Consider the following 24168-nt stretch of genomic DNA (forward strand, 5'->3'; position numbering starts at 1 on the left):
TCATCAAGAGGAACAGCCGACGTGACATCCCTTCCAGCCTCTCTCATCGCCGTGTCGGTGCTGATCGCCTCGATCGTTCCGGTTCAGGCGGCCGAGAAGCTTGTCGTCAGCACCTGGGGGGGCAGCTTCCGTGATCTGATCGACGAGGCCATCGCCTCGAAATTCAAGGCCGAGACCGGCGCTGAAGTCGAGTACATTACCGGCGGCACCATCGACAGGTTGAACAAGGCCAAGCTCGCCAAGGGTTCGCCCGAGAGCGATGTCACTTTCACGACCGCCCATGTCGGCTGGCTCTACGTCAATGACGGCCTGTTCGAGACCCTCGACCTCGCGAAGATCCCGAACGCGGCGAACCTCGTCGATCAGGCCAGGGTCAGCCCCGCCCATATCGGCACCTGGGGCTACGTCTACACGATCGGCTACCGGGCGGACCTCGTCCCGAAGGGGATGACCTTCGGCTCCTGGGCCGATCTGTGGGACCCGAGGCTGACGAACAGCCTCGCCGCGCCCGACTTCGACCCCAGTCACATCATCGCCGTCTCGGCGCTGCTCTCGGGCGGCGACCCGGCCACCTGGGAGAAGGGACAGGCCAAGCTCGAGGCGCTAAAGCCCAATTTCCGGGCCTTCTACACCAACGACGCCAACAGCCAGCAGCTCATCGCCACCGGCGAGACGCCGGTCCAGGTCGTCCTGACCATGAACGCCTACTACATGAAGGGCCAGGACGTGCCGATCACCGTGGTGATTCCGAAGGAAGGCGGCGTGCTCGGCATCGACACGGTGGCAATAAACGCGGGCTCCAAGAAAGCGGATCTGGCCTACAAGTTCATCAACATCGCCCTCGACCCCGCAGTGCAGGCCAAGATTGCGGAACTCAAGAAGGGCAGCCCCACCGTCACCAACGCCAAGGTCGACCCCGAGATCGCCAAGCTCCCGGGGGTATTCACGACGGCCGAACAGTGGAAGGCTCAGGCCATCAACATCGATCCGAAGCTCAGGGCCGAGAAGACCGCTGTCTGGCGCAAGTGGTTCGCCGAGAACATCATGGCACGTTGAGGCCGGCTCTCTGATCCTCCGCCCCCCTGCGCGGGCAGCGTAGGGCGGGGGTGGCGCAGCAGGCACCGCCTCACCCTGAATCACCCCCACTTCCGGCTCCTCCCGAGACAGCGGAGGAGAGCGTTCCGGGGAGCCCTATGAAACCCGCGATCCGCCGCCGGCCCTTCCTGCCCCTGTTCGTAACGCCAGCCGTGCTGGTGGCCGCTGCGATCGTGGCCGCGATGGTCGCGATCCTGCGCTACAGCCTGCACGCCTACGTGCCCGGCTCCCTCGACGTCGGCGGGTTCACGCTGGAGAACTTCTCGGATCTCACGCGGCCGATCGTGCTGCGGGCGCTGCGCGACACCGTGCTGATCTGCTTCGAGACGGCGCTGATCACCTTGTTCGTCGGATATCCCGTCGCCTACGCATTGGTGCGCACGCGCTCGATCCTGCTGAAATCGATCATCCTCATCATCGCGGTGACGCCGCTCTTCCTGGGTGAGGTGGTGCGCACCTATGCCTGGACGGTGGTGCTCGGCAACACGGGCTTCGTCAACGCGAGCTTGCGCCAGATCGGATTGATCGACCGGCCGATCCAGCTCATGTTCACCGAACTCGGGGTGATCGTCGCCCTCGTCCACGTAACGCTGCCGGTGATGGTCATCATGCTGGCGGCAGCCCTCGCCCATATCGACCGCGACTACGAGCGCGCTGCCCAGAGCCTCGGGGCCGGGCCGGTGCGCGCCTTTCTCACGGTGACCCTGCCGCTCTCGATGCCGGGCGTCGTGGCGGGCTTCACCACCGCCTTCGCCTGGACCTTCAGCGCCTTCGCCACGCCTCAGGTGATCGGCGGCGGCAAGATCGGCGTCGTCTCGACGCTGGTCTATCAGCTCGGTCTCTCCTCCTTCAATTTCCCGGTCGCTGCCACTCTGAGCCTCGCTGGGCTCGTACTGGCGCTTGGCACGATGTGGCTCGTACGACGCGCCGCCCGTCCCCTCGAAGCCCTCGGAGGCCATTGATGCGCCGAGGCCTCAGTACCCAGATCCTGGGGATCTCCGGCAAGCTCCTCGTCGGGCTGATCCTCGCCTTCGTCGTTCTTCCGGCCTTCGTGGTGACGCTCGCCGCCTTCAACGACCGGGCGATCCTGAGCTTCCCCCCGACGAAATACTCGACGCGCTGGTTTACCCGGGCGCTGACCTACCGCGACTTCCAGACAGGCCTGTGGAACAGCCTCGTCGTCACCGCCTGGGCCTCGACCATCGCGCTCGCCGTCGGCACCGGCTTCGCGATTGCCCTGAAGCGTTACAGGTTCCGCTTCAAGGCGGGTCTGGAGGGCGTGCTGCTCTCACCGCTGATCGTACCGCACTTCACCATTGGTCTGGGTCTCCTGGTCCTGGCGACCGGGATCGGCGCGGCGCGGGGCTTCCCCGTCGTGGTGCTCACCCACGTGATCGTCGTGCTGCCCTTCGTGATCCGCAGCGTCTACATCTCGCTCCAGAACATCGATGAGCGACTGGAACTCGCCGCGGCGAGCCTCGGTGCCCGGCCGGGCCGGGTGCTCGGCACCATCACCCTGCCGCTGCTGGCGCCCGGCCTCGTCAGCGGCTGGCTGTTCGCCGCGATCCTCTCCTTCAACGAGTTCACGGCCTCGCTCTTCGTGACGGGCCAGGTGACCCAGACCCTGCCGGTGGCGATGTACGGCTACGTCCGCGAGTTCGCGGACCCGACGCTGGCGGCGGTCTCGGTGATCTACATCGCGGTGACGGCCACCCTTCTGATCGTCGCCAACACGTTCCTCGGGCTCGGCAAGGTCCTGAATGTTGAGCAAGGCCGTTGACCTCCCCCCGCCGGCGAGCCTGCCCGGGGCCGCCGCAAGCCCGCGGGGCAACCCGGCGGTGCGCCTCGACGGCGTGGTGAAGCGCTTCGGCGCTGTGACCGCGCTGGAGGAGACCTGGCTGCAGGTGGAGCAGGGCGAGTTCCTGACGCTCCTTGGCCCCTCTGGCTGTGGCAAGACCACTCTGCTGAATCTGATGGCGGGCTTCCTGGAAGCGGATGCTGGCGAGATCTTCATCGGGGGCGACCTCGTGACGGCCACGCCGCCCTACGAGCGCGAGATCGGCATCGTCTTCCAGAACTACGCCCTGTTCCCGCACATGAGCGTGGCGAAGAACGTCGGCTACGGCCTGCGCATGCGTGGCGTCCCGAAGCGGGAGATCGCCGAGCGCGTGGACGCGGCCCTCGCCCTCGTGAAATTGACGGGGTTTGCCGACCGCTCTCCCCGCCAGCTGTCCGGAGGACAGCAGCAGCGCGTGGCGCTCGCCCGCGCCCTCGTCATCCGGCCGAGGGTGCTGCTCCTCGACGAGCCATTCTCGGCGCTGGACAAGAACCTCCGCGGGGCAATGCAGGTCGAGCTGAAGGAGATCCAGCGCCGGCTCGGGGTGACGACGGTCTTCGTCACCCACGACCAGGGCGAGGCGCTGAGCATGTCGGACCGGATCGTGGTGATGTCGGCCGGCAGGGTCCGCCAGCTCGGCACGCCAGACCAGATCTACCGGCATCCGCAGGATCGCTTCGTGGCCGGTTTCATCGGCGACGTGAACCTGCTGCCCGGTCGCCTCGAGGCCTGCGCAGGGGAGCGCGCTACGGTCGCGATCCGCGATTTGCGCCGCGAGGTCGCGGCCGGCGCCTTGAGCACGTGCGCGGCGGGCGCCGCTGTCGACGTGTTCGTGCGGCCGGATCATCTCGGCATACGGCCGGCCGGCGAAGCGGGAACCCTGCCGGCGCAGGTCGCAGCCCTCGTGTACCAGGGCACCCACATCGATCTGCATGCCGATCTCGACGAGGGCGGGCGCGTGGTGGTGCGGGTTCCAGGGCAGGGTGCGCTCGCCACCTACGCGCCCGGAACACCGGTCGGCCTCCTCGTGCCTCAAGGCGGCCTCGTCGCCTTCCCGCCCGAGGCGTGATGCGGTTCGGCCCTTGCGGCGTCGCGCGTTGCCGGGCCGGTTCTGGCCGGGACAGGAACACACCCGATGAAGCTGCTCTACGCGAGAACCTCCCCGTACGTTCGGAAGGTCATGGTCGTCGCTCATGAAACCGGCCAGGCAGAAGCGATCGAGAGGGTGCCGGTCATCGCGACGCCGACAGAGCGCAATCCGGAGACGGCGCGCCACAACCCACTCGGCAAGGTGCCGACCCTGATCACCGGCGACGGAACCGCCCTGTTCGACAGCCGGGTGATCTGCGAATACCTCGATGTGCGTTCCTCCGGCCCCCGCTTGTTTCCCGAGGGCGAAGCCCGCTGGGATGCGCTCACCCGCCATGCGCTCGCGGACGGATTGCTCGATGCGGCGCTGCTGCTTCGCTACGAGCGCGTCATGCGGCCGACCCCCGCGCGCTGGGACGCGTGGGAGGCGGGCCAGATCGCGAAGATCGGCGGCGCCCTCGACCGAATGGAGGCTACGCTCACGCGGGATGCGGGCGAAGTCGATATCGGCACGGTCGCGGCGGGCTGCGCCCTCGGCTACCTCGATTTCCGCTTCCCCGATCTGGCCTGGCGTACCGGCCGGCCAGCAGCGACCGCGTGGTACGCGGCGTTCAGCCAGCGTCCGTCAATGGTGCGCACGACGCCTGATGCCGCCTCCACCTGATCGAAGCGGAGGCGGGGTCAGCGACAGGGCCGCTTCGGTCCCTTAGGGCACCTCAGCGTACCCGTCGCGGCCGGACGACCACTCGGCAAGGGAGCCCCGGATCGACGACATGGGCGCGATCGTGACGTGCAGGTGGTGTCGGTGAGTGTCATGCTCGGCCGCGGAGGGTGAACTGAGCCGCGTTAGCGCCTTCGTGCAGGACAAGCACTTCCAACCCATCGGCTCCCGCCAGGGACAACACGTCAGTCGCTCGTTTCGGCCGGGTCGGGCTGTCGGCGGCTTCGGATTTTCCGAACCAAAACCCCGGCAAGTGCTTATTGTTGCCGACGACCGGATCGATATCCTCGGCCTCCTCAGTCTCAACACAGGCGCTGTCCGGGCAGCTGCTCCAGCGGCGGGAGAGCCGCCTGGCGCATCTCCGAAACCGTGTCCCCCGCTCCCGGAGGTAGGAACGACCTGATGACCGTCCACAAACGGATCCGGCCTTTCAACACGCGCGACACCTATCCGGAGCAGCAGATCGACAACGATCTCTGCCAGACCGTGGTGGCACGGGGGCAGATGGTCTTCGTGCGCGGGCAGATTGGCCAGGATCTCGACACCTCCGAGAGCGTCGCTGTCGGCGACGCGGCGGGTCAGGCCGAGAAGGCGATGGCCAATATCGCGATGCTTCTGGAGGAGGCGGGCTCGAAGCTGGAGGATGTCTGCAAGATCACGATCTACCTCGTCGATCCGCGCTATCGCGAGCCGGTCTATCGGACCGTCGGGCGCTGGCTGAAGGGCGTCCATCCGGTCTCGACCGGGATCGTCGTCTCCGCGCTCGCTCGGCCCGAATGGCTCGTGGAGATCGACGCCATCGCTGTCATCCCGGAGGACGCGTGACCTTCTCGATCGTGGCGCGCTGCGCGTCGACCGGCATGTTCGGGGTCGCCGTATCGTCCTCCTCGCCCGCGGTGGCGGCGCGTTGTGCCCACGCCCGTGCCGGAATCGGCGCGGTCGCGAGCCAGAATGTCACGGATCCTGCGCTCGGTCGCCGTGCCCTCGACCTGATGGCGCTCGGCGCCGACGCCGCGGAGGCCGTCGCCGTCCTGCGGCGGGTCGGCGGACAGATGGAGTACCGCCAGGTGCTCGCCGTGGACGCCGCCGGAGGCGCGGCGATCCATTCGGGCCCCAGGGCGCTCGGGATCTGGGCGGAGGCGCGCGCCGCGGACGTCGCCTGCGGCGGCAATCTCCTCGCGGATGCGGGTGTCCCCCAGGCGATGGTCGACGCCTTCCTTGGCACATCGGGCCATCTCGGTGACCGTCTGCTCACCGCCATGCGGGCCGCGCTGGCCGCGGGCGGCGAGGCCGGACCGGTCCACTCGGCCGGGCTGATGCTGGTGCGCGAGGTCGCGTGGCCCGTCGCAGACCTGCGGGTCGACTGGACCGAGGATTGCCCGATCGCGGCGCTTTCCGCGCTGTGGGACCTCTATCGTCCGCAACTCGACGCCTACGTTACCCGCGCCCTCGACCCGGTCGCCGCCCCGAGCTACGGAGTACCGGGCAACCTATGAACGGGGACGGGGCGCGCGGCGGCATTCCGGTCGGCTTGGCTGCTCGCTGAAAGCGGCGGATGCGGTTCACCCTGCGCCAACTCGAATACTTCATCGCCGCCGGCCAGACCGGAAGCATCACGCTCGCGTCCGAGCGCATTCACATCTCACAGCCCTCGATCTCGACGGCCATCGCCCATCTGGAGCGGGAACTCTCGGTGCAGCTCTTCGTGCGCCACCACGCGCAGGGGCTCTCGCTGACGCCGATCGGGCGCGAGGTGCTGCGCGAGGCCAAAGCCCTCGTGGAGCAGGCCGAGGGCCTCTACACCCTGGCCTCGGAAGCTGGGGGCCAGGTTCGGGGGCCTCTCTCGCTCGGCTGCATGGTGACTCTCGCACCGATGCTGGTGCCTGAACTCGCCCACGCCTTCACCACGGCCTTCCCCGCCACGCAGATCCGCTACGTCGAGGGCGATCAGGAACAGCTGATCACCGGCCTGCGCCGTTCCGAGACCGAAGTCGCGCTGACCTACGATCTGCACGTGCCCAACGACATCCACTTCACCCCCCTCGTCGATCTGCCGCCGCACGTGCTGGTGGCGGAGGGGCATCCTCTCGCCGAACAGGCGGCGGTCGCGATGGCCGACCTCGTCGATGAGCCGATGATCCTGCTCGACCTGCCGCTGAGCCGAGAATACTTCCTCGCCCTCTTCATGGCCGAGGGTCTGCAGCCGAAGGTCGTTGCCCGCTCGGCGCATCAGGAGGTGGTGCGCACCATGGTGGCCAACGGCCACGGCTACACCCTGTTCAACGTGCGCCCGCGCTCCGATCTCGCCCTCGACGGGAAGAGGCTCAAGCGGGTGCGCCTCGCCGGCACCCACCGCCCGATGCGCATCGGCCTCGCACGCCTGAAACAGCTCAATCGCTCGCGCCTCGTGGAAGCCTTCGAGACGCATTGCCGGGCCTTCATCTCGGATGCCTACATCCCCGGCATGGTCGCCCCGGCCATCGAGAGGCGTGTGCCGCGCTGACCCTCCTCGCCCCGCGCAGCCGGGGCGGGCAGGCCCCGACCCAGTGACGGCAGAGAGATCCTTCAAGGAAGGCCGCATGACCGCTCCGATCCCGATCCTCTTCCTGAACGGCCCGAATGCCAACCTCTACGGGCTCGATCCCAGCGGCACCTACGGGACGGAGAGTTTCCCAGAGTTGAAGGCGCGTTGCGAGCGCCACGCCGAATCCGTCGGCGTCGCCCTCGATTTCCGGCAATCGAACCACGAGGGCGTGCTGATCGACTGGATCCAGGAGGGGCGGGGGACGGCTGCGGGTCTCGCCATCAACGCCGCCGGGCTCACCTACACCTCCATCGCGATCCTCGACGCGCTTCTCGCCTTCCCCGGCCCAATCATCGAGGTGCACATGAGCAACATCTGGAAGCGGGAGCCCTTCCGGCACCATTCCTACATGTCGCGGGCGGCGACCGGTGTCATCGCGGGGCTCGGCGGCTTCGGTTACGAACTCGCGATCACAGCCCTCGCAACCCGAGTGCGCGAGGCGCGGGCATGAGCGAAACCTTAGTCTTCGCGAGCGCGGTCGATCCGGTCGAGCCCTGGCGCACGGCGTTGGAAGGGCTCCTGCCGGATCTTCGCGTCAGGACGCCCGAGGTGATCGGGGCCGAGGACGATGTCCGCTACGCCCTTGTCTGGAAGCCGCCCGCTGGGTTCTTCGCCCGCTACCCCGGTCTCCGGCTCGTCACCATCCTCGGCGCGGGCGCCGACGCCCTCGCCGGCCGGGACGACCTGCCCGATGTGCCGGTGACGCGCCTGTCCGACCCCGAGATGGCGCGGATGATGACGCATTACGTGCTGTTCGCAGTGCTGCGCTATGCCCGCAACATTCCGACTTTCGAGGAAGCCCAGCGTGCCGGCCGCTGGCACTACGTCCATCCGCGCGAGGCCCGCGAAATCCGGGTCGGCGTGCTCGGCTTGGGCGAACTCGGCGGCGCGGCGGCGCTCGAACTCGCGCGTCAGGGCTTTTCCGTCGCCGGGTGGTCCCGCACGCCGAAGACGCTGCCGGGGATCGCCTGCCACGCGGGCCCGGATGCGCTGATCCCGTTCCTCGCGCAGACCGAGATCTTGCTGGTGATGCTGCCGCTTACACCCGAGACCCGGCGCCTGATCGGAGCGGCCGAGATCGCCGCGCTGCCGCGGGGCGCCAAGCTCGTCAACGTCTCGCGCGGGGCGGTCATCGACGAGGCGGCCCTGGTGGCGGCCCTGGCGTCGGGCCATGTTGGCGGCGCGACCCTCGACGTCTTCGAGACTGAACCCCTGGCCGACGGGCACGCGCTCTGGGGGATGGAGAACGTCCTCGTGACGCCCCATCTCGCCTCGGTCGCGATTCCGGCCTCGGCCGCCCGGCAGATCGCCGAGAACATCCAGCGGGTGCGGGCAGGTCACGCCCCGGCGCAGCGCGTTGATCTTACAAGGGGATACTGACAATGCCCCCTTCGCGGGCCGGTGGGAAGCGCCAGGCCCGCGGACGCGCCCATGGGCGCTCCCATGGGCTGTCGCAACGCGCTCGCTTGCGGCGCGCTCTTGCGCCGACCCGGCATCGGAGGCGGCCGTGACCGCTCTCCTACGGGTCAGCTGATCGCCTAGGCCTGGCGCGCATCGTCCGCGCCCCTCTGCTTGTGAGGAGAGGTTTTCCTGGTCCCTGTTCGGGCCTGGAGGGAGCTGGCAGGCGAGAGCGAGAGGAGGCGCGTGAATCCGTGGTGACGAGCCGGAAACGGCTCGGCTCGGACGCGCGGAGACTGCCAGCGCGCCCTTCCATCGGGCGCAGGAACACACTCCGTCTCGGGCATGGAAGCCCGACCGATCCGCCGCTCATCAGCGCGTATAGGCGTCGTAGTTGCGCTGAATGACGATATGGTCGGCAATGTGCTTGGCGTCCTGCCAGCATCCGTAGATGAAAGCCGACGCACGGTTCGTCAGATCGGGAAGTCCGAGGAAGTATATACCGTTCTCGGCCGAGACGCCCCGCTTGTGCAGTGGCATGCCCTGCTCGTCGAACGCATCGACGTCGAGCCAGCTGAAATCATATTTGAAGCCGGTGGCCCAGAGAACGGTCGTGATGTTCAGAGCCCTGATATCGAGGCTGGCAATCGGCTGCTTGAGACAGGCCGGATCTTCCAGGAGCTGCCACGCTTCGGGCTCGGGCGGCAGGTCCATGCCTTTGCGCTCGATATAGGCGTCGGCGTCCCGCAGGACTTCGAAATAGGCTTCATCGCCTTGGGCGATGTTCCTCACGAGGTCGTCCTCGAAGCGCAGGATGCCGTCCTCGTAAGCTTTGGTCACCCCGACGAGCGTCACCCCCATATGGGCCAGTCGCCGGAAGTCCACGGTCCGTCCGCCTTCGTAACCGCTCACGGCGAAAGCGACGTGCCGCTTCTTGCGCTTCGACTTGACCTCGTCCCAAAGGCCGAGCGCACCCAGCCACCATGTGTAGTCGCGCTGGCGATAGGCACGGGGCGGCCGGTAATGCTCGCCGACCGAGAGATACACCGTCTTGCCGGCCTTGCAGAGTTCCTCGGCGATCTGCGAACCCGAAGCGCCGCATCCGACCACCAGCACGGCGCCATCGGCCAGTTGCTGAGGGTTCTTGTAGGCCGAGGAATGCAGTTGATCGACCGGCGCATCGGTCGGAATGATCTCCGGAAACGACGGAACCTGGAACGGTCCGGTCGCCGCCACGACCCTCCGAGCCTCGAAGACGCCGTCCGAGGTGGTGATGGTATATCCGGGCCGACCCTGGCTGTGCTTGACGTGCTTGACCTCCACGCCCGTTCGGATCGGAGCCTCGATCATCTTGGCGTAATCGTCGAAATACTGTGCCATCCGGTCTTTTGCAGGAAACGCATCCGGGTGCACGTCCTCGAATTTCAGGTTCGGAAATCGGTCGTGCCAGGCCGGACCGTTGGCGACGAGCGAGTCCCAGCGCATGGAACGCCAGTTCTCCGCAATGCGGCTGCGCTCAAGAACGATGTGCGGAATACCCAATGCGCTGAGATGCTCGCTCATCGCGATGCCGGACTGGCCTGCCCCAACGACCAGGGTGTCGGTGGCTTCGACTGACATGTCAGCTCCAAAAACGTCCCAGGCGCTCTGACCGCAGACGCACGCGATGCGCCTTCAGGCGCGGACCTTCGATCTGCCTTAGCGAGGATCACGAAAGTTGTTGCGAGTATTGAAGTTGCTGGATCTTGACAGCACAAGCACGATTTTCTTATCGCACGCTTCGGAAAAAGCGAACTGCGCCCCCCGGTCAGAGCATCAGGACCCGAAAGACCAGCTCGAGCCGGGCGGGACGCGACGAGATCTGATCGCACGATGGCGCGACACCGTAAGTGCGACGCGGCGATCCGGCTCCCCGAACGCGTCTCAGCGTCGACAGGTCTGTTCTGCTCCTGGCGATCGGCTAACCGGCAAGTCCGACGTTCCCGAGCATCTTCGACATGTCCAGGATCGGCGTCCGGCCGCCGGGCTGGCCTGCCACCGGACCGACGCACACCGCCGCGCGCTTCCCCAAAGCTTTCCGTAAACGCTGAGCCCGCACAAATGACGCGTGGGCCTCATTCCGCATCGCGGCTGTCCTGCGCGGAAGTCTACCCGCACAGGAAGGGGCCTGTCACCGTTCGGGCGGCGGGTCTCAGCCTGAGTGATTGTCGGCCGGATACGCTCGATCCGGACTCCGCCGTGCGCCGCGAAGCAGAGCTGCGCTTGAACGGTTGTATCGACGTCACGGCTTGCCGTCGGCGGAGTTCCGTCGGGCGGCCTGAACGTCCAGCGCCGCGCCGGGCGCATTCACAGGCACTGTTTCCTCAGCGCGGTCCCGACACCGACCAGCGGCCTTGACCGCCACGCAGAAGAACCCGCCGGCTTGACGAGTTACTGGCTTACTAAAAGGGGAAAGCTGGTGCTGCGAGAGAGGATTGAGGAACCAAAGGGCACGCCCTAAGTCTTTGATTTACAACAGTTCTACAATTCACTCAAGAGCGCCCGTTGCACCCAATGTGGCACCTACAGCCCGCGCCGTCTGTGGCCTGCAAGGGGTGTCTGGCTAACAGGATGCCCCTGGTCTCGCAAGCAGTCCGTGGCGGGTCCTGGATTTCCCCCGGCCCCCGGAGTCCCATAGGGGTGTCAGCCTTGAAGGTGCCCCCGGTTCGGCCGGGAGGCTCATCCGGTCCCTCAGAATTTCTGAGCCTCCTAACGCCCCTGGAGCATCATTCCGACCCTGTAGGCAAGAGTGTAGCCCTTGGGGGTCAGATCGTACGCTATCTGCCTGCGGCTCTCCGGGTGCGGGTGAGACGCCACCAAGTGCAGCGGGGCCACCCGGGTCCTGGCCGACTCCCCAATTTCCATCAGGGTCCGTGAGGCAACCGGCTGGATCGTCCCCAGCATGGCGGCGTAATCAGTTGGCCCCTGGCCGGGCCTCAGAGCCACAGCCAAGAAGGCGTCAATGTAGGAGGCCGGCAAGTTCGGCTCCAGGCTCCTGAAGGCTCCTATCACGTCCTTGAGGCGCCCCAGGGACTTGAGGGGCAGCCCGTCGTTTCCGATGATCTCGCCACCCATGCGGCCTCCTGTGGAATCTGGATTGGCTTGTATCAGTCACAAGAAAAGGCCCCGGAGGGCCTAAGTCTCTCAAGAATCACATGTGGACTTCAACGTCCTCAAGATGGTCCATCACCGCTTCGCCATCATCATCAGGCGTTGTGTGAAGGAACTGGCCGTCCCATTTGCCCGCCGGGGCACTCAGAAGCTTCTTTAAGCCTAGCGATGTCAGTGGGGCAAAGGCACAGAGGTCTTTAAGCTCTCCCGGATGACGCTTGCTGCCAGGTGCGTAGTAGGCAACATCATAGTGAAGCGTATGTAACACGGTCTGTCCCCCACCGCTATCTGTGTTTCTGCGGCTACGCTTCGGTCTCTCTCACAAGTCGTCGCGTTTAGCAAGTGATTTTTCGTGTTTAAATTGCAGATTAACACGCGTAGTTCCATCGGATACCAATTGGCATGTGGGGTTCGAGGACTAAACATCCTGTGGCCCCGGCCCATCCCACAGCGAACACTGCACGGTAAGGACGAACAACAACGAGGGGCTTTACCGGGAATTTGAAAGTGGGGGCCTGGGGGCGCTTTCAGAACTCGAAGCGGAAAAGGAGACTCTATGGAGAGGACCCAAAGTCCGCCCCACGATCCGAACCGTCCCGGGCCTCAGCGTCACCAGCGGACAGGAGAGGCCATTGGTGACCACGGGCTCACCAAAAGGACCGATGGCCTCAGGGAATCCGGGGCTGACTTCGGGGACATTGGCTGTCTGTGTCTCGGCTTTGGGGCCGGGCGTAGCCTCATGCCTCCTTGGCGGTCAGCACCCGGTGGACCGAGGCCTTGCCGATACCAAGCTTGGTGGCGATTACACCCATGCTGAGACCCTGGGCAGCCATGGCTTTGATGTCCTCAGCCTTCGCCCGTGCGGTAGGCTTGCGTCCCTTGTAGGCGCCCTCAGCTTTGGCCTTAGCGATGCCCTCTCGTTGCCGCTCCAGCATCATCTCACGCTCGAACTGAGCCACACCACCCAGGACGTTGAGCATCAGCTTGCCGGTGGGTGTTGAGGTGTCCACCCCCAGGTTGACGATGCGAAGGGCTACGCCCTTGGCCTCCAGCTTTGCGATGATGTCGCCCATGTGGGTTACTGAGCGTGCGAGCCTATCGAGCTTCGTCACAACCAGGATGTCCCCAGCCCTCACAAAATCCAGGGCGGCCTCAAGCTCCTTGCGCTGGCCCACAGACGACACTTGTTCCGAGTGGATGCGTTCGCACCCGAGAGCCTTCAGGTCCCTCACCTGGGCGTCGAGGCCGGCTTCCTGTTCCAAGGTGGAGGTGCGGGCGTAGCCAATGAGCATCGGGAGGGCTCCGGGACCAAGATCGTTCCGTTGAAGTCCTAGACATAGTGAGCGGAGCTGTTCCGACTGTCAAACCCATTCTTTTGGAACGAGACCAGGGGTGGACCGGAACGTTCCGCTGGAGCTTGCCCTATTGGAACGCTGCGATCCGGCTTGTGCTTCCTACGAGGAGATTGAGCAATGGCAGCGCCTGACGAACTCGAAATGACCCTCCTCGGATTGGCCGTGTACCAATCTCAGCGCCTGGAGTTTGCCCTCTATGGACTCGCTGCCCACCTTAGCCACCTTCCTGAGGCGCAGAAGGAAAAGCGATTCCGGGATCTAACACCAGAGAAGTTCCTGAGGGGGGACTACAGAGAGCTGAAAAGCACTCTCGGTCAAATTGCAAAGGTGTTCGGTGGCCCCTTGATGCTTGCGTCGGATGATCTGGAGCGGCTCATTGAGGACCGCAACCTGATCTGCCACAATTTGTATCGGCTATACCATGCTGGCGGCGCAAGATCAGGCGAACGGCCTCACGAGTTCCTAATGTCGTTCAATCAACGCGCGGAGCAGTGGGGGCGTATCATTGGCGGAGTGCTAAGTCATTTGAGAGAAGCATTTGCTCGTAAGGAGGGCCGGTTAGACGAGTTCAACATGAGTGAGGACGATGCGATCAATCGTGCGGTTTTCCATGAGCATGTTCGTCAGGTACTGGAAGCGAATTCTCGTCAAACGCCCTAAGCGAGAGGCGGCAGATCCGCAAACTGCGACGCCCGCCCACGAAGTTCAGGAAGCACCCCTTGGGCTTCTCAGAGGCTTTCACAAGCTCCCTCCCAGTCGGGGCCGTCCCGGGTTCACCACAGGCGCCCTTGGTGTGTAAGGTGCGCGCAATGAGCGACATTAAGCTGTTCCGTTTGGGCGAGGTTGTAAGTGAACTCCAGGGTGAGGCCGTTCAGGTTGAGAAGTCACTCCAGAAGCTCTTCGAGGGCAACCTGGAGGCCCTGTTAGGTGTACGTTTCCTGGCAAGCGAGTACTCGACAGGCCCGGCCCATGGCGGTCGGATCGATACTTTAGGCCTTGATGAAGATGGCACACCCGTCATCATTGAGTACAAGCGCTCAGTAAATGAGAATGTCGTAAACCAAGGGCTCTATTACCTTGACTGGCTCCTGGACCATCGCAAGGAGTTCCAGTGGCTCGCAATGGAGAAGTTGGGCCATGAGGCGGCGAAGGCTGTGGAGTGGTCTGCTCCACGACTGTTATGCATCGCTGGTGATTTCACACGGTATGATGCTCATGCGGTCAAGCAGATTGCTCGGAACATAGAGCTTCTTCGCTACCGCCGCTTTGGTTCCGACCTGCTGATGATTGAGCTTGTTCATGCTCCCAAGCAGGCCAAGCCCTCGAACGCGAACCAGGCTGTTGCTGCGGAAGGCGTCGTATTGCCCTCTGTTGTGTCTGACGGTGCCACACTCGAAGACAAATACAAGTCCAGCCGCATCGCCTACCGCCTCAGCCAGTCGAGCGTTGCCCTTCAGGATATCTTCAGTGCAATCAAAGAGTACCTGATTGCCCTGGGCGATGATGTTCAGGTCAAGGAGCTAAGCTACTACGTAGCGTTCAAGCGCATCAAGAACTTCGCTTGTCTGGAGGTTTACCCGCAGACAAAGGTCGTCATCGCATTCCTCAAGGTGGACCCCGCAACGGTTGCTCTTGAAGATGGCTTCACACGCGATGTCACTAAGGTGGGCCATTTCGGAACTGGCAATCTCGAAGTGACCATGAGGTCCATGGATGATTTTGCAAAGGCTCAGCCGCTGTTCGTGAGAAGCTACGAAGGGTCGTGATTGCCTGTTGGTGAGGTCGAGGGAGACCACATAGCCTCCCCCGGTTATCCTCATGCCTTCTACAATCGCCTAGGAAGCCCACTGAGCGGTATGGCTGCTACTGAGCCGCACGCCTATCAAAGAACTCCAGGAAGCTGCCCTTGGGCTTCCCTGCGGATTTCACAGGGTCTCTCCCGGTCGGGGCTGTTCCGGAGGTCACCACAGGTGCAGCGGGAGGGTTCGCGAAGTTGCCCCATCCCTTCTCAATGAGAGCATCAGCGTCTCGGGCCTGCTTCATGCGGTCGTCGTAGCGAGACTTGTAGAAGCCTTCAGGGTCGTAGTCCTTGTAACGAGTGAAGAGAGCTTGATTGTACCGCTGCTTCTCGTCGTAGGTGCCGGTAAACTCCTTGCTCAGGTCACGGAATAGCGACGCAACAGCCTTGTTGTCGAACTTGGCGTTTCCGGGCAGCAATGCTTCAAGCGCCCGCGTAGCGTCTCCCTCGGTCTGGACACCCTTGGCCTCAAAGAGCTTGGCGTCCCGCATCCTCATCAGATGGGACATCAGGCCAGCAGCGTTCCGTGTGCCCTCATCAGAGTCGTTGGTGAACGTGGCGAAGTCATTGCCGATGCGGCTCAGGGCAGAAAGGTTGACCTTCCCGTCCATCAGGAGCCGGGTGTACTTCCGAGTGCCCTCAGCAGCGTTCCAGGCAGCCTCAGAGGCATCGTTGTTGCCCTGGATGAGCTTCACAGCGGTGTCGCTGATGGGCTTGGCGTCAGGTGCGTGGATTTGCTTGACGGAGACGTTGCCCTTGCTGTCGTAGGTGTACGCACGGCCGGTCCTGGAGTCGATCTGGGTGTTGATGCCAGGGTCCTCATTGACCTTCTGTAGTGCCCTCATGCCAGCCAAGAGGGACTTGGCGCCATCCGGGTTGTCACGAGCCATCAGGGCCGCACCAGCGCCTGTCAGGGCATCCCCGAGATTCCACCCCGCCTGAGGCTGTCCGAACAGCGCACCTGGGCCACCGGACATGAAGGCATCCCAGCCCTCCTTCGGGGGAGCCTGTTGGGGCATCTGAAACGATGCGTCCTGAGCACCCTCTGCCGGAAGGTCCGCAGGGTTGCCCTTTGAGAGTACGCCTGGGTTCACACCACCATCGGAGCCACTGAGAAGCCGGAAGGCCTCCTGGGTGGCATTGAGACGCCCAGAGTAGTTGTGGGCGTTCCTGACGCCATCCTGGGAACCCGCAGGCCTCAGGGAGCGGATAACCGCCTCGTTGGCCTCACGGTCGTTCCTAGCGGCCTTCAGAGCATCGCCATACGGCTTCTCACCCCCGTACTTCCCATCCATCTCGTTGTACCAGTGGTTCGCCTGGACCTCAGGGTCAGTCCAAGCCTTACCCATGGCACCAGCGGTGTTCTGGAGGTTCTGGAAGCGGTCCTTGCGCCACTGGAAGCCACCATGGGCGCTCCCGTTGTCACCGAGAGCATCCATGCGTAGACCACTCTCCTGGGCGGCATTACCAATCGATGCAGCAATAGCCATCGCAGGGTATCCCCGCTGTTGTCCAACTCGGATGAGCGCCTGAGAGAAGGGGTTCTTCAGATCGACGTTCCAATTAGTCATGCGTTCTTTCCATAGGTTATCGCTCGCGAGACCAGGGATAGCCTCACGTTCTGCTGGGTTGATTGTGTTGTGGTTTAGTTCTGAGAGGCTTCGGCTCTGCGGGCAGCCCTTGCTAGTCTCTTGGTGGCCTTCTCTCTCATTTCATCAACACCAAGCACCTGCCTGATAGCCAATGTCCTGAGTCGAGGATTGAAGGGGCTTTCCATGATGAGGAGAGTCGCCAGCCATGCCCGGTCAGCGTAGATGCCTGATGGGAACTCAGTGCCCGGCTTCAGGGGCCTGAACTGTCTCTCAGCGTTTGCTTTGACGACCGGCCAGGCTTCTTCGGCCCACTCCCGGCTCATCCCAGCGGGGAGGTCTAAGGTGGCCTCCGGGTCGGCATTCGTTCCAAGCATCTCCTCAAGTCGAGCTACCTCTTTCTGGAAGTCTCGGTGGTTCGGAATGAACTGGTTAAGGGCCATGCGAGGCTTGGTTTTAAGCTTCGGCTTCTTGTTCGTCTTCGTCGTTTTGGTCGTGGTCATGCGCAACAGTGAGTGGGTTGGTTGTGTGCAGCCCGTGGGATGGGCTGTATTGGCTCAGGAACGGGTTTAGGCTTCACAGGCAGGGTAACATCCAGAATGAATTTGGAGGCCTCCTGTAGGGCTTCCTGAGCGATTGCAGTGTTGCTCTGTGCGACGAAAACACCATCATGGCTTGGAAGAGCCACAACACTCAAGGACATGAGGTGGTCTAGCGCCTCAAGGAGGATGTCACTTTCAAGCTTCATCAATCGATAGCCCAGGGGAACCTTGAGAGGCACCGGGGGATCAATGATAGGCACCAGTGCGGGATGCTTGGCCTTCAGAGCGGCGCGGAGGCTTGCTGGCGTGGCTCCAGGGGGTAGGCCCTCTAGCGGCTTTCCGTACTTCCGACCGGCCCGGCCACCATTTAACAGAGATGAGAGGCCCTTCTTGACGGCGCTCCGGTGCTCCTTGTTCGAGTGGTCATAGCCGTCCAAGAGCCCGGTCAAATCGTATGGGTCGTCCTGGGACCACTCCTTGCCCAGCAGCAGGTAAGCTATCCTGGGGTGCATCGCCTCGAAGTCGAGGTCCGCGATGGGTTCGCCTTGGATGCGGAGGCTGCCCCTGCGGTCTTTCTCCAGGTTCGTCCAGAAGCCACCACTGAGACGGCCGACTTGATCGAAGCGCGCGGCCTGGTCGTTCAGGACCACAAATCGGCGACTGAGGGTGCGGTCATTGATGGTGTCCACCAAGCCCAGGCCATCGGGGATGAACTCCAGATCCGCACCAGCCAGGAAGCTGTTTAGGCGAGACATCTCCAATCGGATGCGCTCAGTCTCAGGGGTGTCCTGGAACTCGATGTCCCTTCTGGTCGGTGGCTGGCCTGGGCCGTGGACAACCTTCCGTCTGAGCATCAGGAGCGGGTAGTTCCTATCGATCCTGAAGCATCCCAGGTCCACGCCCAGACCGGACACCAAGGCCGCGAGACGGCTGGTGGCTCGAATGGTGGTCAGGCCTCTGCCCCTGGCACCCATCGCCTGAGTGAGGAACCCTGCGGCCTCCAGGAGGTCCACCGTCTGAACGAAGGTGGCCCGGGGGATCGCCGGATTATCGTAGGCTCTGCGGCCTCCTGTGTCGCGGGAGATGACCAAGGGTTTGCCTTCGGGGTGCCTGAGGAGGCTGTAGGCCAGATTGGACACAACTACATCGGTAACGAGGCGGAAGGTCTCAGCGTCCTTTGCCCTGCGCTTCCTGGCTCTCTCTTCGATGAACGTGACCTCATCAATCACCACATCCAACACAGAGCCTAGAGACCCCGGTCTCGATAGGCGGTACTGATTGAGCCAATGGTCCTTCTCCTTTGTGTTTATACCATCATCGTCATCCTCAGTGTCCTGAGTCATCCCTGATCCTCATGGGTATCCTCTCATGTGTATATCTATAACAGTCATCTCCCTCAGTGATCTGGGTCTGTAGGTGGACCCCAGGACTACCATTAGTAAATGGCATAAGGAAAAACCCAGGAGCACAGCGGCCCCCAGGGTCTGACGTGATGTGGTCTTTTTGATCGATGACGGGATCAGCGAGAGAACGACGGGTCTCCGGGTCCACTGCGGGGTGGCTTCGGGAGGTGCCTGCGGGCGGGTCGGTTTGCGCCTGTTTTCTCTAAAGGGGGGATTATTCGGTCCTTAAAGTGTCGTAACCCTCTGAGCGATATCAGGAACCTTGCCTATAAAATCGGCCCGTTCGGCGATGCTATCATTTTAGGACTTAGAGCCTACGAACAGACTTAGGTCTCTAGCATCCAAGCCCTAACCACGAAACGGATGACTGTCGGTCCAACAGCCTACGCTACGAACCTTCAGGCCCGACCTACAGCACCGCCGGATACCGTCTCGGAAGCCGTGTGTTCTCTAGAGGGCCACCGTTGCGACATCCAATCTGGGCTAACCCACGGAGCTATATTAGGAACCTTGCCCATCACGGGATGGCCCTCAGAACCCTGGCAGCCTCACGGCTCTCTAAAGGGGGACGTTTGCGGCCGGAAGTTTCCGCCAAGCCCCTGAGGGAACACGAGAACCAAGCTACCAGACTGCCTCGGTTGCCCATCGACGGGCGGGGATAGGGAACGGCGGTTCTCTGGAGGGGGCACGTTGTGGCCCTTAAAGTGGTCCAAGCTTCTGAGCGTTCTTGGGAACCCTGCTAACCTCCGAGGCCCCGTGTGGCGCCCGGGTTCTCTAGAGGGTGAGTTATTCAGGCCTTAAGTCGGGTCAAGCTCCTGAGCGACCTGCGGAACCAAGCTACTCAGCGAGACCCCGCGCGATCCGTCCGTTCTCTAAAGGGTCTCCGTTGCGACCACCAAACCGAACCAAGACCCTGAGGGTGCTCAGGAACTCACCCAGTCACGGGAGGGGCCGGTGAACGGGCCCTGGAATGCCTCTGTAATGCGCCAGGAAGTCCCAGGACGGCCGTGAGGAGCTCGGGGCAGAAGAGGGGCCGGGAGAGGCTGAGGGGCGTCCTGGGAGCCCTAGCGGGGCTGTGGGTATGCGCCGCTTTTGGCTCATGAGGCATTTCAAGGGGCGATCTGAGGAACCCAGAAATCATCCAAAGACAGTGCTGGACTAGATGATCGCCAGAACCACATTGTTGACTAGGTCGGTAATTGCATCATCCGCTTGCGCCTGTGTGACCTCAATGGAGGAAGGATGAGCCACCCTGTTGCGCCTCCTGAGCTTCTCTTCAAGGATTCCGGATACGTTTGAAGTGACGAGCTTTGCGTGTTTGAGGATCTCAATGACCTCCTTTTCCTTAAGGTCATCAAAGTCGTCAACCACTGCAATTATCAGTCCCTTTTTTGGAAATTTGACCTGGAGTGACGTGTTGAACTTCGCAAGCCGTGCGGGTTCTGCCATCGTCCAACGGCGGAGATGGTCAAAAGCAAGGTTCCAAGCCATAACGATGGCGGCTCGGTAGGCTTTCACCCGATAGCAGTTCAGGGCTTCTGAAAGGAACGCTCGTTCGGCTAAGTCCGGAACTTTGGCCGGCAGCGCAACAAGGAGTGATGCGACAGCTATCGAAGTCGGTTGAGCGCCATACCGAGCGTCGAGTTTCCTCCTTAGTGTCTCCTCCAGCCTGTAGAGGTCACGAGTCTGACGAAGCTGAGGTGGCTTCTTCGAGGCTAATCGAGGCAGGTACAATGAAAGATCTGGCGGCTCAGTAAGTGCCTTCCTAAATGCATCCCTCAGTTGGGCAGCGGTAAACGCTGGCATTCCCTTATGATTGTGGAGATACCAAGCAAACGCAGTGGTCTGTTCTACCTTCGTTAGTTGGTGGAAACGAGGAACGCCATCGGCAAATTCTTTAGGTTCCACTTCTTCAATCGCCTGCGATACTCAATTCATCGACCACAGCAAGACCAATTTGCGTAATCGTATAACCCTCTTTTCCATCGCCGATGAGTTTCTGATCGTACTTGAGTTTCCGCAGCGGCGCGCCAAAATCGGCTATCTTCACAGACCAACCCGCCAAGCGGTAACAAGCATACACATGCCCCTGATTGATCGGCTCGTTAGACAGGCATTCCCTCGACCAAGCTGCAACAACAAGAAATCTCTCAGCGTCGCTCTCAGCCTTCCGCTTTGATGCGTATTCTTTCCAGGATGCCGCTGCTGATGGATCCAGGTCGACAGCAGTAGGCACAGTCACGCGTCTAACACGCGGCTCCTTAGGCTTGCGGATCGTAGGCTCGGCAACAGGCTCGTCTTGTAATTCCTGCGCCGCATCGTCGGAAGTATCATCAAGCAACTGCTGAGATGCTGGCAGACCTTGTGCAGGTGCCTGGATGATTACACGTGGTGGGACAGCGGCCTGGGTTGGCTTGAGGGCGTGCTGTATGGCCTGTGCCATCTGAGCGAAATCATTACCGTCGCCGAGTTCAGCCTCCAGGACAACTAGCCTGAAGCGTCCACCACTCTTGCCGTTGGGTTGCTTCGCCATCCGTGCCTCACACGAGAACGAACAGTGAAGGTACCGCTCGCTGAGCTATGAGTGCAATCCCTTAGCGATAGGAATCCACGCCAATTCCATCTTTTCGCTACCTGGTGGAACGTCGGCCCTGGTGGCCTGCTTGCGGAACGGCCCAGGTTGTCTCTACTGTCAAGCCATGCGCTTCAATGCCTTCGCCCTTGCCTCTGTGCTGCTTTCAGGTGCTCCAGCGATGGCTCAAGTCTGCACCGAAAGTTCAGGGACGGTGTACTGCCCCAATGGCGTTACCGGGTTCCGAGACACATCGGGCAATCTCTGGATCAGCAAGGGCCGCCAGGGAACTGTGATCCTCAACATGGATGACAACGGCCAGGATCAAGAGCCACCCAGGCGCAAGCGGGATCGTGGCGGCTTCATCAGTGAGCAGGAGTGGTGAGGCTCGACTTCCGCGTCGGTCGGTACTTCGTCATCGCGGTAGCTCAGGTCGAGGTGTAAAGGGCCTCAGCGCCTTCCAAAGGGCCACCAGAGAGAACACTACGAACCAGGATCCTAGGATTGCCATGTGTGCCCCGCGCCAGAACGGGGGCCAATCCAGCAGATAGCGCATCCTATGGAACGATGGTGTCCAGGAAGGATCTGCGTAAACCGGAGCACGCCACAGCATCAGCGAGCCCACGGCCAACAGGAAGGCACCAGCACCAGCGGCTTTCAGACGGTCCCTCAGTGTCGGGGGGAAGTCATCAGGCTCTAGCAGCGCCATCGCATATCGCTTCGATCAAGCGGCCTGGGGAGCCTTCAGGACCACCTTCAACATGTGCTCATGAAGTTGCTCCAGCGTATACCCCTCGCCGTAGCCCTGACCGATGGAACGCTTGCCCCAGCCGCCAAGGATGTCCTGGATGGGCTCTGGGATGCCAGCGTGCCTCAGGCGGTCCCTCATGGCGTGCCTGAAGGAGTGTGAGGTCTTGTCGTTGCCTAGGAGACCGCCCAGCCATTTGTTGATGGTAGCAGCCGAGTGGCCGGCCCTGAGTGTCCCATCCTTGACGTACTGTGGGAACAGCCAAGGGGAGGGGGCCGTGTCTCGCTTCCTAGGAGCCGCCAGAGCCCGCTGAGCCGCCCAAAGGGCCTCACCTACCAAAGGCACCTTACGCTCGCTGGCGGGCGTCTTGAGCGTCCTACCGAGACTTGTGTGAGGCTGGATGATGATGTGAGGAACAGCGCCGCTCAGAACCACATCAGTCCGCAGCAGACCAACGACCTCTGCCAGACGCGCCCCAGTGTCCAATTGGACGGCTATGATGTGGCGTATGTAGTCGTCTCTCTCACGACAAGCCTTAGTGATCGACACAAGCTCCTCTGATGTGAACGGCGACCGCTCCTTGGCATCCTCGCTCTCCTGAGGAATGTGTAAGCTCTCGAAGGGGTTGTTTCGGGACTGTAGGTCGAACTCAATGAGCCCCCGATTGAACACAGCCACTACGGTGGTGAGATTGCGCCGGACAGTCTGTGTCTTGTTCCCCTTCGCTAACATGGCCTCCAGGAGCTTGTGAGCATGATCCCGCCGACACTCCTTCAGCGTTAGGTCACCCAGCGCGCCGTAGACCTGCGAGAACACACGCTCAGCATCAGCCCTGAATTTGGCCTGAGCTCCCCGGGGGTGAAGCTTGAGGTAGATCGCGAGGGCATCGCTCAGCTTGGCCTCAGGTAGCGTATCACCCTCTTTGAGAAGCCTTACGGCCTCCCGCTCCCAGGGTGTCCAGAAGTCTTCAACGTCGATGTGTTCGAGTTCCGGGGACTGCCGGGCTTCCATGTAGGCTGGCCCATACCGTCGCATGAAGTAGCGGTCTAACGCGTCTGTAGGGTCCTCCCACGGCTGAAGCTTGCGGCCGGGCGTGAGGATGCCGGGGGTTAGATCGAGGACTGCCAAGAGCGCCTTGGCTGCCTCCCGGTTCGCAGGGGTGGTGACACGGCCCCGTCCCTCATCGGCCGCCAGCGAGGCCCACAGGACATCATCAGCCGATGCGAGCTTGGCCGCAGCCGCCGTGGCAACCTTCAGATCCCGGGTCTTGAGGCTCTTACGGATATGCGTCTTGCCGCCGTGGTGAGGCTGAGCGTGGGCAGGGATGCGCCGCACGTACCAGAGGACCCCATCGCCCTTGAAGTCGCGAACGTAGCGGACCTTCACCACCAGGCACCCGGTATCGAGAAGCTTCCAGGCCAAAGTAGCACCCCCGGTTGCACCAGGGACGCACCCAAAGAGCCCTTAAGCCCTTGTCTCTACACCGTAAATAGGAATGTAGGTGGTGCTGCGAGAGAGGATTGAACTCTCGACCTCTTCATTACCAATGAAGTGCTCTACCACTGAGCTACCGCAGCAGGTGACCGAGGCGCCCCGTGGAGGGCGTGTCCGTCCGGCCGAGTGGGGCCATAACGGATCGCCGCAGCGTTGGCAACGCCGTGTTGCGCTTCCGCGCATTTTACGTGCGCGCTGCGGCCCGGATCAGGGCGGCGAGGCCCGGCTCGGAGACTGCCTCGGCGGCCTCCGACGGCGTGAACCAGCGCAGCTCGCGCTGACGCGCCTCGGGGAAGTGCTTGAGCTGCTTGCGCACCTCCAGGGGGAACACCTTCACCTGACACAGGACGGTGTCGAGGTTCCGGAGGCGCTTCTGATAGAGGTACAGGCCGATCGGGCGCTTGCCGACCGCACCGCGCAGGCCGGCCTCCTCGTAGGCCTCCCGCGCGGCCGCCTCAAACGGCTTGCGGCCCTTCATCGGCCACCCCTTGGGGATGACCCAGCGGCGACTCTCCCGCGAGGTCACCAGCAGGATCTTGGTCTTTCCGTCCCGCCCGGACCGGAACGGCAGGGCTCCGACCTGCCGGCGCGGCTCGCTCTCCTCGTCGAGGAGGGTCACGGCCGCACCGCGCGACGCGGGACGCCGCCCCGATCCGACGGGATCAACGGCGCGTGCAGGCTCTGGGCAGGCTGGGGGATGATCGGATCCTCGGTCGGCGGCTCTCACGACAAGCTACACGGCAAGCCAGCTCATTCAACTTGCAATAGTCGAGCGCCGCGGCGTGCCCGTGAC

Annotated in this window: 24 protein-coding genes and 1 tRNA gene; 13 read left to right on the top strand and 12 right to left on the bottom strand. The window is 62.8% G+C overall.

Annotation, left to right across the window (positions count from 1 at the left end; all coding sequences use genetic code 11):
- Window positions 1-21: 21 nt before the first annotated feature.
- The 10 genes from BLT59_RS03865 to BLT59_RS03910 all read left to right on the top strand — a co-directional run bounded on the left by BLT59_RS03865 (window position 22) and on the right by BLT59_RS03910 (window position 8706).
- Window positions 22-1056 (top strand): ABC transporter substrate-binding protein, encoded by a 1035-nt coding sequence (locus BLT59_RS03865; RefSeq protein WP_210185964.1) that lies wholly within the window; start codon window positions 22-24, stop codon window positions 1054-1056.
- Window positions 1057-1193: 137 nt separating this feature from the next.
- Complete coding sequence (locus BLT59_RS03870) at window positions 1194-2057, top strand: ABC transporter permease (protein ID WP_091776709.1); 864 nt, start codon at window positions 1194-1196, stop codon at window positions 2055-2057.
- A complete protein-coding gene (locus tag BLT59_RS03875) occupies window positions 2057-2875 on the top strand; it encodes an ABC transporter permease (protein ID WP_091776711.1) in 819 nt (272 codons plus the stop codon). Before BLT59_RS03870 ends, BLT59_RS03875 begins: the two co-directional genes overlap by 1 nt.
- Window positions 2856-4001 (top strand): ABC transporter ATP-binding protein, encoded by a 1146-nt coding sequence (locus BLT59_RS03880; RefSeq protein ID WP_091776713.1) that lies wholly within the window; start codon window positions 2856-2858, stop codon window positions 3999-4001. The genes BLT59_RS03875 and BLT59_RS03880 overlap by 20 nt, the downstream gene beginning before the upstream one ends.
- Before the next feature lie 66 nt (window positions 4002-4067).
- Window positions 4068-4685, top strand: coding sequence for a glutathione S-transferase (locus BLT59_RS03885; RefSeq protein WP_091776715.1), 618 nt, complete (start codon window positions 4068-4070; stop codon window positions 4683-4685).
- A gap of 459 nt (window positions 4686-5144) precedes the next feature.
- Window positions 5145-5567, top strand: a complete 423-nt coding sequence (locus tag BLT59_RS03890; RefSeq protein ID WP_091776717.1) for a RidA family protein — start codon at window positions 5145-5147, stop codon at window positions 5565-5567.
- Window positions 5564-6238 carry a DUF1028 domain-containing protein gene (locus tag BLT59_RS03895; RefSeq protein ID WP_091776719.1) on the top strand — a complete coding sequence of 225 codons (675 nt, stop codon included), beginning with the start codon at window positions 5564-5566 and terminating at the stop codon, window positions 6236-6238. The genes BLT59_RS03890 and BLT59_RS03895 overlap by 4 nt, the downstream gene beginning before the upstream one ends.
- Window positions 6239-6297: 59 nt before the next feature.
- A complete protein-coding gene (locus BLT59_RS03900; protein ID WP_091776720.1) occupies window positions 6298-7245 on the top strand; it encodes a LysR family transcriptional regulator in 948 nt (315 codons plus the stop codon).
- A 76-nt stretch (window positions 7246-7321) separates the two neighbouring features.
- Entirely contained in the window at window positions 7322-7777 is a 456-nt protein-coding gene (locus BLT59_RS03905; protein WP_091776722.1) for a type II 3-dehydroquinate dehydratase, read from the top strand.
- Window positions 7774-8706: a 2-hydroxyacid dehydrogenase gene (locus BLT59_RS03910; protein ID WP_091776724.1), complete on the top strand. Its 933-nt coding sequence runs from the start codon at window positions 7774-7776 to the stop codon at window positions 8704-8706. The genes BLT59_RS03905 and BLT59_RS03910 overlap by 4 nt, the downstream gene beginning before the upstream one ends.
- A 390-nt stretch (window positions 8707-9096) precedes the next feature.
- Here the strand turns inward: BLT59_RS03910 and BLT59_RS03915 are convergent, their stop codons facing one another.
- The 4 genes from BLT59_RS03915 to BLT59_RS03925 all read right to left on the bottom strand — a co-directional run bounded on the left by BLT59_RS03915 (window position 9097) and on the right by BLT59_RS03925 (window position 13166).
- Window positions 9097-10344, bottom strand: coding sequence for a flavin-containing monooxygenase (locus tag BLT59_RS03915; protein WP_091776726.1), 1248 nt, complete (start codon window positions 10342-10344; stop codon window positions 9097-9099).
- A 1128-nt stretch (window positions 10345-11472) separates the two neighbouring features.
- Window positions 11473-11838, bottom strand: coding sequence for a hypothetical protein (locus BLT59_RS03920; RefSeq protein ID WP_091776727.1), 366 nt, complete (start codon window positions 11836-11838; stop codon window positions 11473-11475).
- Between the two features lie 76 nt (window positions 11839-11914).
- Window positions 11915-12142, bottom strand: a complete 228-nt coding sequence (locus tag BLT59_RS30490; RefSeq protein ID WP_139173907.1) for a hypothetical protein — start codon at window positions 12140-12142, stop codon at window positions 11915-11917.
- A 469-nt stretch (window positions 12143-12611) separates the two neighbouring features.
- On the bottom strand, window positions 12612-13166 hold the full coding sequence (locus BLT59_RS03925) for a recombinase family protein (protein ID WP_091776729.1): 555 nt from the start codon (window positions 13164-13166) through the stop codon (window positions 12612-12614).
- A 180-nt stretch (window positions 13167-13346) separates the two neighbouring features.
- On the opposite strand from BLT59_RS03925, the gene BLT59_RS03930 reads away from it, so the two are divergent.
- Window positions 13347-13889, top strand: a complete 543-nt coding sequence (locus tag BLT59_RS03930) for a hypothetical protein (RefSeq protein WP_091776731.1) — start codon at window positions 13347-13349, stop codon at window positions 13887-13889.
- 149 nt (window positions 13890-14038) lie between these two features.
- Window positions 14039-14995 carry a DUF5655 domain-containing protein gene (locus tag BLT59_RS03935; RefSeq protein ID WP_091777186.1) on the top strand — a complete coding sequence of 319 codons (957 nt, stop codon included), beginning with the start codon at window positions 14039-14041 and terminating at the stop codon, window positions 14993-14995.
- Between the two features lie 97 nt (window positions 14996-15092).
- On the opposite strand, the gene BLT59_RS03940 is transcribed toward BLT59_RS03935, so the two are convergent.
- From BLT59_RS03940 to BLT59_RS30500, 5 genes are all read right to left on the bottom strand, one after another.
- Complete coding sequence (locus tag BLT59_RS03940) at window positions 15093-16598, bottom strand: phage tail tip lysozyme (protein ID WP_139173909.1); 1506 nt, start codon at window positions 16596-16598, stop codon at window positions 15093-15095.
- A 74-nt stretch (window positions 16599-16672) separates the two neighbouring features.
- Entirely contained in the window at window positions 16673-17119 is a 447-nt protein-coding gene (locus tag BLT59_RS03945) for a hypothetical protein (RefSeq protein ID WP_139173911.1), read from the bottom strand.
- Window positions 17116-18501, bottom strand: a complete 1386-nt coding sequence (locus BLT59_RS03950; protein ID WP_091776737.1) for a hypothetical protein — start codon at window positions 18499-18501, stop codon at window positions 17116-17118. Before BLT59_RS03950 ends, BLT59_RS03945 begins: the two co-directional genes overlap by 4 nt.
- A 1218-nt stretch (window positions 18502-19719) precedes the next feature.
- Window positions 19720-20367: a hypothetical protein gene (locus tag BLT59_RS30495; RefSeq protein ID WP_139173913.1), complete on the bottom strand. Its 648-nt coding sequence runs from the start codon at window positions 20365-20367 to the stop codon at window positions 19720-19722.
- Window positions 20368-20473: 106 nt separating this feature from the next.
- Complete coding sequence (locus BLT59_RS30500; protein WP_139173915.1) at window positions 20474-21094, bottom strand: hypothetical protein; 621 nt, start codon at window positions 21092-21094, stop codon at window positions 20474-20476.
- 166 nt (window positions 21095-21260) lie between these two features.
- On the opposite strand from BLT59_RS30500, the gene BLT59_RS30505 reads away from it, so the two are divergent.
- Window positions 21261-21518, top strand: a complete 258-nt coding sequence (locus BLT59_RS30505) for a hypothetical protein (RefSeq protein ID WP_139173917.1) — start codon at window positions 21261-21263, stop codon at window positions 21516-21518.
- A gap of 339 nt (window positions 21519-21857) precedes the next feature.
- Here the strand turns inward: BLT59_RS30505 and BLT59_RS03960 are convergent, their stop codons facing one another.
- From BLT59_RS03960 to BLT59_RS03970, 3 genes are all read right to left on the bottom strand, one after another.
- Window positions 21858-23267 carry a DUF6538 domain-containing protein gene (locus BLT59_RS03960; RefSeq protein ID WP_244513830.1) on the bottom strand — a complete coding sequence of 470 codons (1410 nt, stop codon included), beginning with the start codon at window positions 23265-23267 and terminating at the stop codon, window positions 21858-21860.
- Between the two features lie 116 nt (window positions 23268-23383).
- A tRNA-Thr gene (locus BLT59_RS03965) sits at window positions 23384-23458 on the bottom strand.
- A gap of 101 nt (window positions 23459-23559) precedes the next feature.
- Window positions 23560-23994, bottom strand: coding sequence for an NUDIX hydrolase (locus BLT59_RS03970; RefSeq protein ID WP_091776742.1), 435 nt, complete (start codon window positions 23992-23994; stop codon window positions 23560-23562).
- Window positions 23995-24168: the final 174 nt, after the last annotated feature.

It is taken from the genome of Methylobacterium sp. UNC378MF (assembly GCF_900103195.1).
In the GTDB taxonomy this organism is placed as follows: Bacteria; Pseudomonadota; Alphaproteobacteria; order Rhizobiales; family Beijerinckiaceae; genus Methylobacterium.

What these genes read in the sequence shown, in the direction of transcription:
- BLT59_RS03870 (WP_091776709.1), top strand. Translation starts at nt 1,194, where the DNA reads ATGAAACCCGCGATCCGCCGCCGGCCCTTCCTGCCCCTGTTCGTAACG.
- BLT59_RS03875 (WP_091776711.1), top strand. Translation starts at nt 2,057, where the DNA reads ATGCGCCGAGGCCTCAGTACCCAGATCCTGGGGATCTCCGGCAAGCTC.
- BLT59_RS03880 (WP_091776713.1), top strand. Translation starts at nt 2,856, where the DNA reads ATGTTGAGCAAGGCCGTTGACCTCCCCCCGCCGGCGAGCCTGCCCGGG.
- BLT59_RS03885 (WP_091776715.1), top strand. Translation starts at nt 4,068, where the DNA reads ATGAAGCTGCTCTACGCGAGAACCTCCCCGTACGTTCGGAAGGTCATG.
- BLT59_RS03890 (WP_091776717.1), top strand. Translation starts at nt 5,145, where the DNA reads ATGACCGTCCACAAACGGATCCGGCCTTTCAACACGCGCGACACCTAT.
- BLT59_RS03900 (WP_091776720.1), top strand. Translation starts at nt 6,298, where the DNA reads ATGCGGTTCACCCTGCGCCAACTCGAATACTTCATCGCCGCCGGCCAG.
- BLT59_RS03905 (WP_091776722.1), top strand. Translation starts at nt 7,322, where the DNA reads ATGACCGCTCCGATCCCGATCCTCTTCCTGAACGGCCCGAATGCCAAC.
- BLT59_RS03910 (WP_091776724.1), top strand. Translation starts at nt 7,774, where the DNA reads ATGAGCGAAACCTTAGTCTTCGCGAGCGCGGTCGATCCGGTCGAGCCC.
- BLT59_RS03915 (WP_091776726.1), bottom strand. Translation starts at nt 10,344, where the DNA reads ATGTCAGTCGAAGCCACCGACACCCTGGTCGTTGGGGCAGGCCAGTCC.
- BLT59_RS03920 (WP_091776727.1), bottom strand. Translation starts at nt 11,838, where the DNA reads ATGGGTGGCGAGATCATCGGAAACGACGGGCTGCCCCTCAAGTCCCTG.
- BLT59_RS03925 (WP_091776729.1), bottom strand. Translation starts at nt 13,166, where the DNA reads ATGCTCATTGGCTACGCCCGCACCTCCACCTTGGAACAGGAAGCCGGC.
- BLT59_RS03930 (WP_091776731.1), top strand. Translation starts at nt 13,347, where the DNA reads ATGGCAGCGCCTGACGAACTCGAAATGACCCTCCTCGGATTGGCCGTG.
- BLT59_RS03935 (WP_091777186.1), top strand. Translation starts at nt 14,039, where the DNA reads ATGAGCGACATTAAGCTGTTCCGTTTGGGCGAGGTTGTAAGTGAACTC.
- BLT59_RS03940 (WP_139173909.1), bottom strand. Translation starts at nt 16,598, where the DNA reads ATGACTAATTGGAACGTCGATCTGAAGAACCCCTTCTCTCAGGCGCTC.
- BLT59_RS03945 (WP_139173911.1), bottom strand. Translation starts at nt 17,119, where the DNA reads ATGACCACGACCAAAACGACGAAGACGAACAAGAAGCCGAAGCTTAAA.
- BLT59_RS03950 (WP_091776737.1), bottom strand. Translation starts at nt 18,501, where the DNA reads ATGACTCAGGACACTGAGGATGACGATGATGGTATAAACACAAAGGAG.
- BLT59_RS30495 (WP_139173913.1), bottom strand. Translation starts at nt 20,367, where the DNA reads ATGCCAGCGTTTACCGCTGCCCAACTGAGGGATGCATTTAGGAAGGCA.
- BLT59_RS30500 (WP_139173915.1), bottom strand. Translation starts at nt 21,094, where the DNA reads ATGGCGAAGCAACCCAACGGCAAGAGTGGTGGACGCTTCAGGCTAGTT.
- BLT59_RS30505 (WP_139173917.1), top strand. Translation starts at nt 21,261, where the DNA reads ATGCGCTTCAATGCCTTCGCCCTTGCCTCTGTGCTGCTTTCAGGTGCT.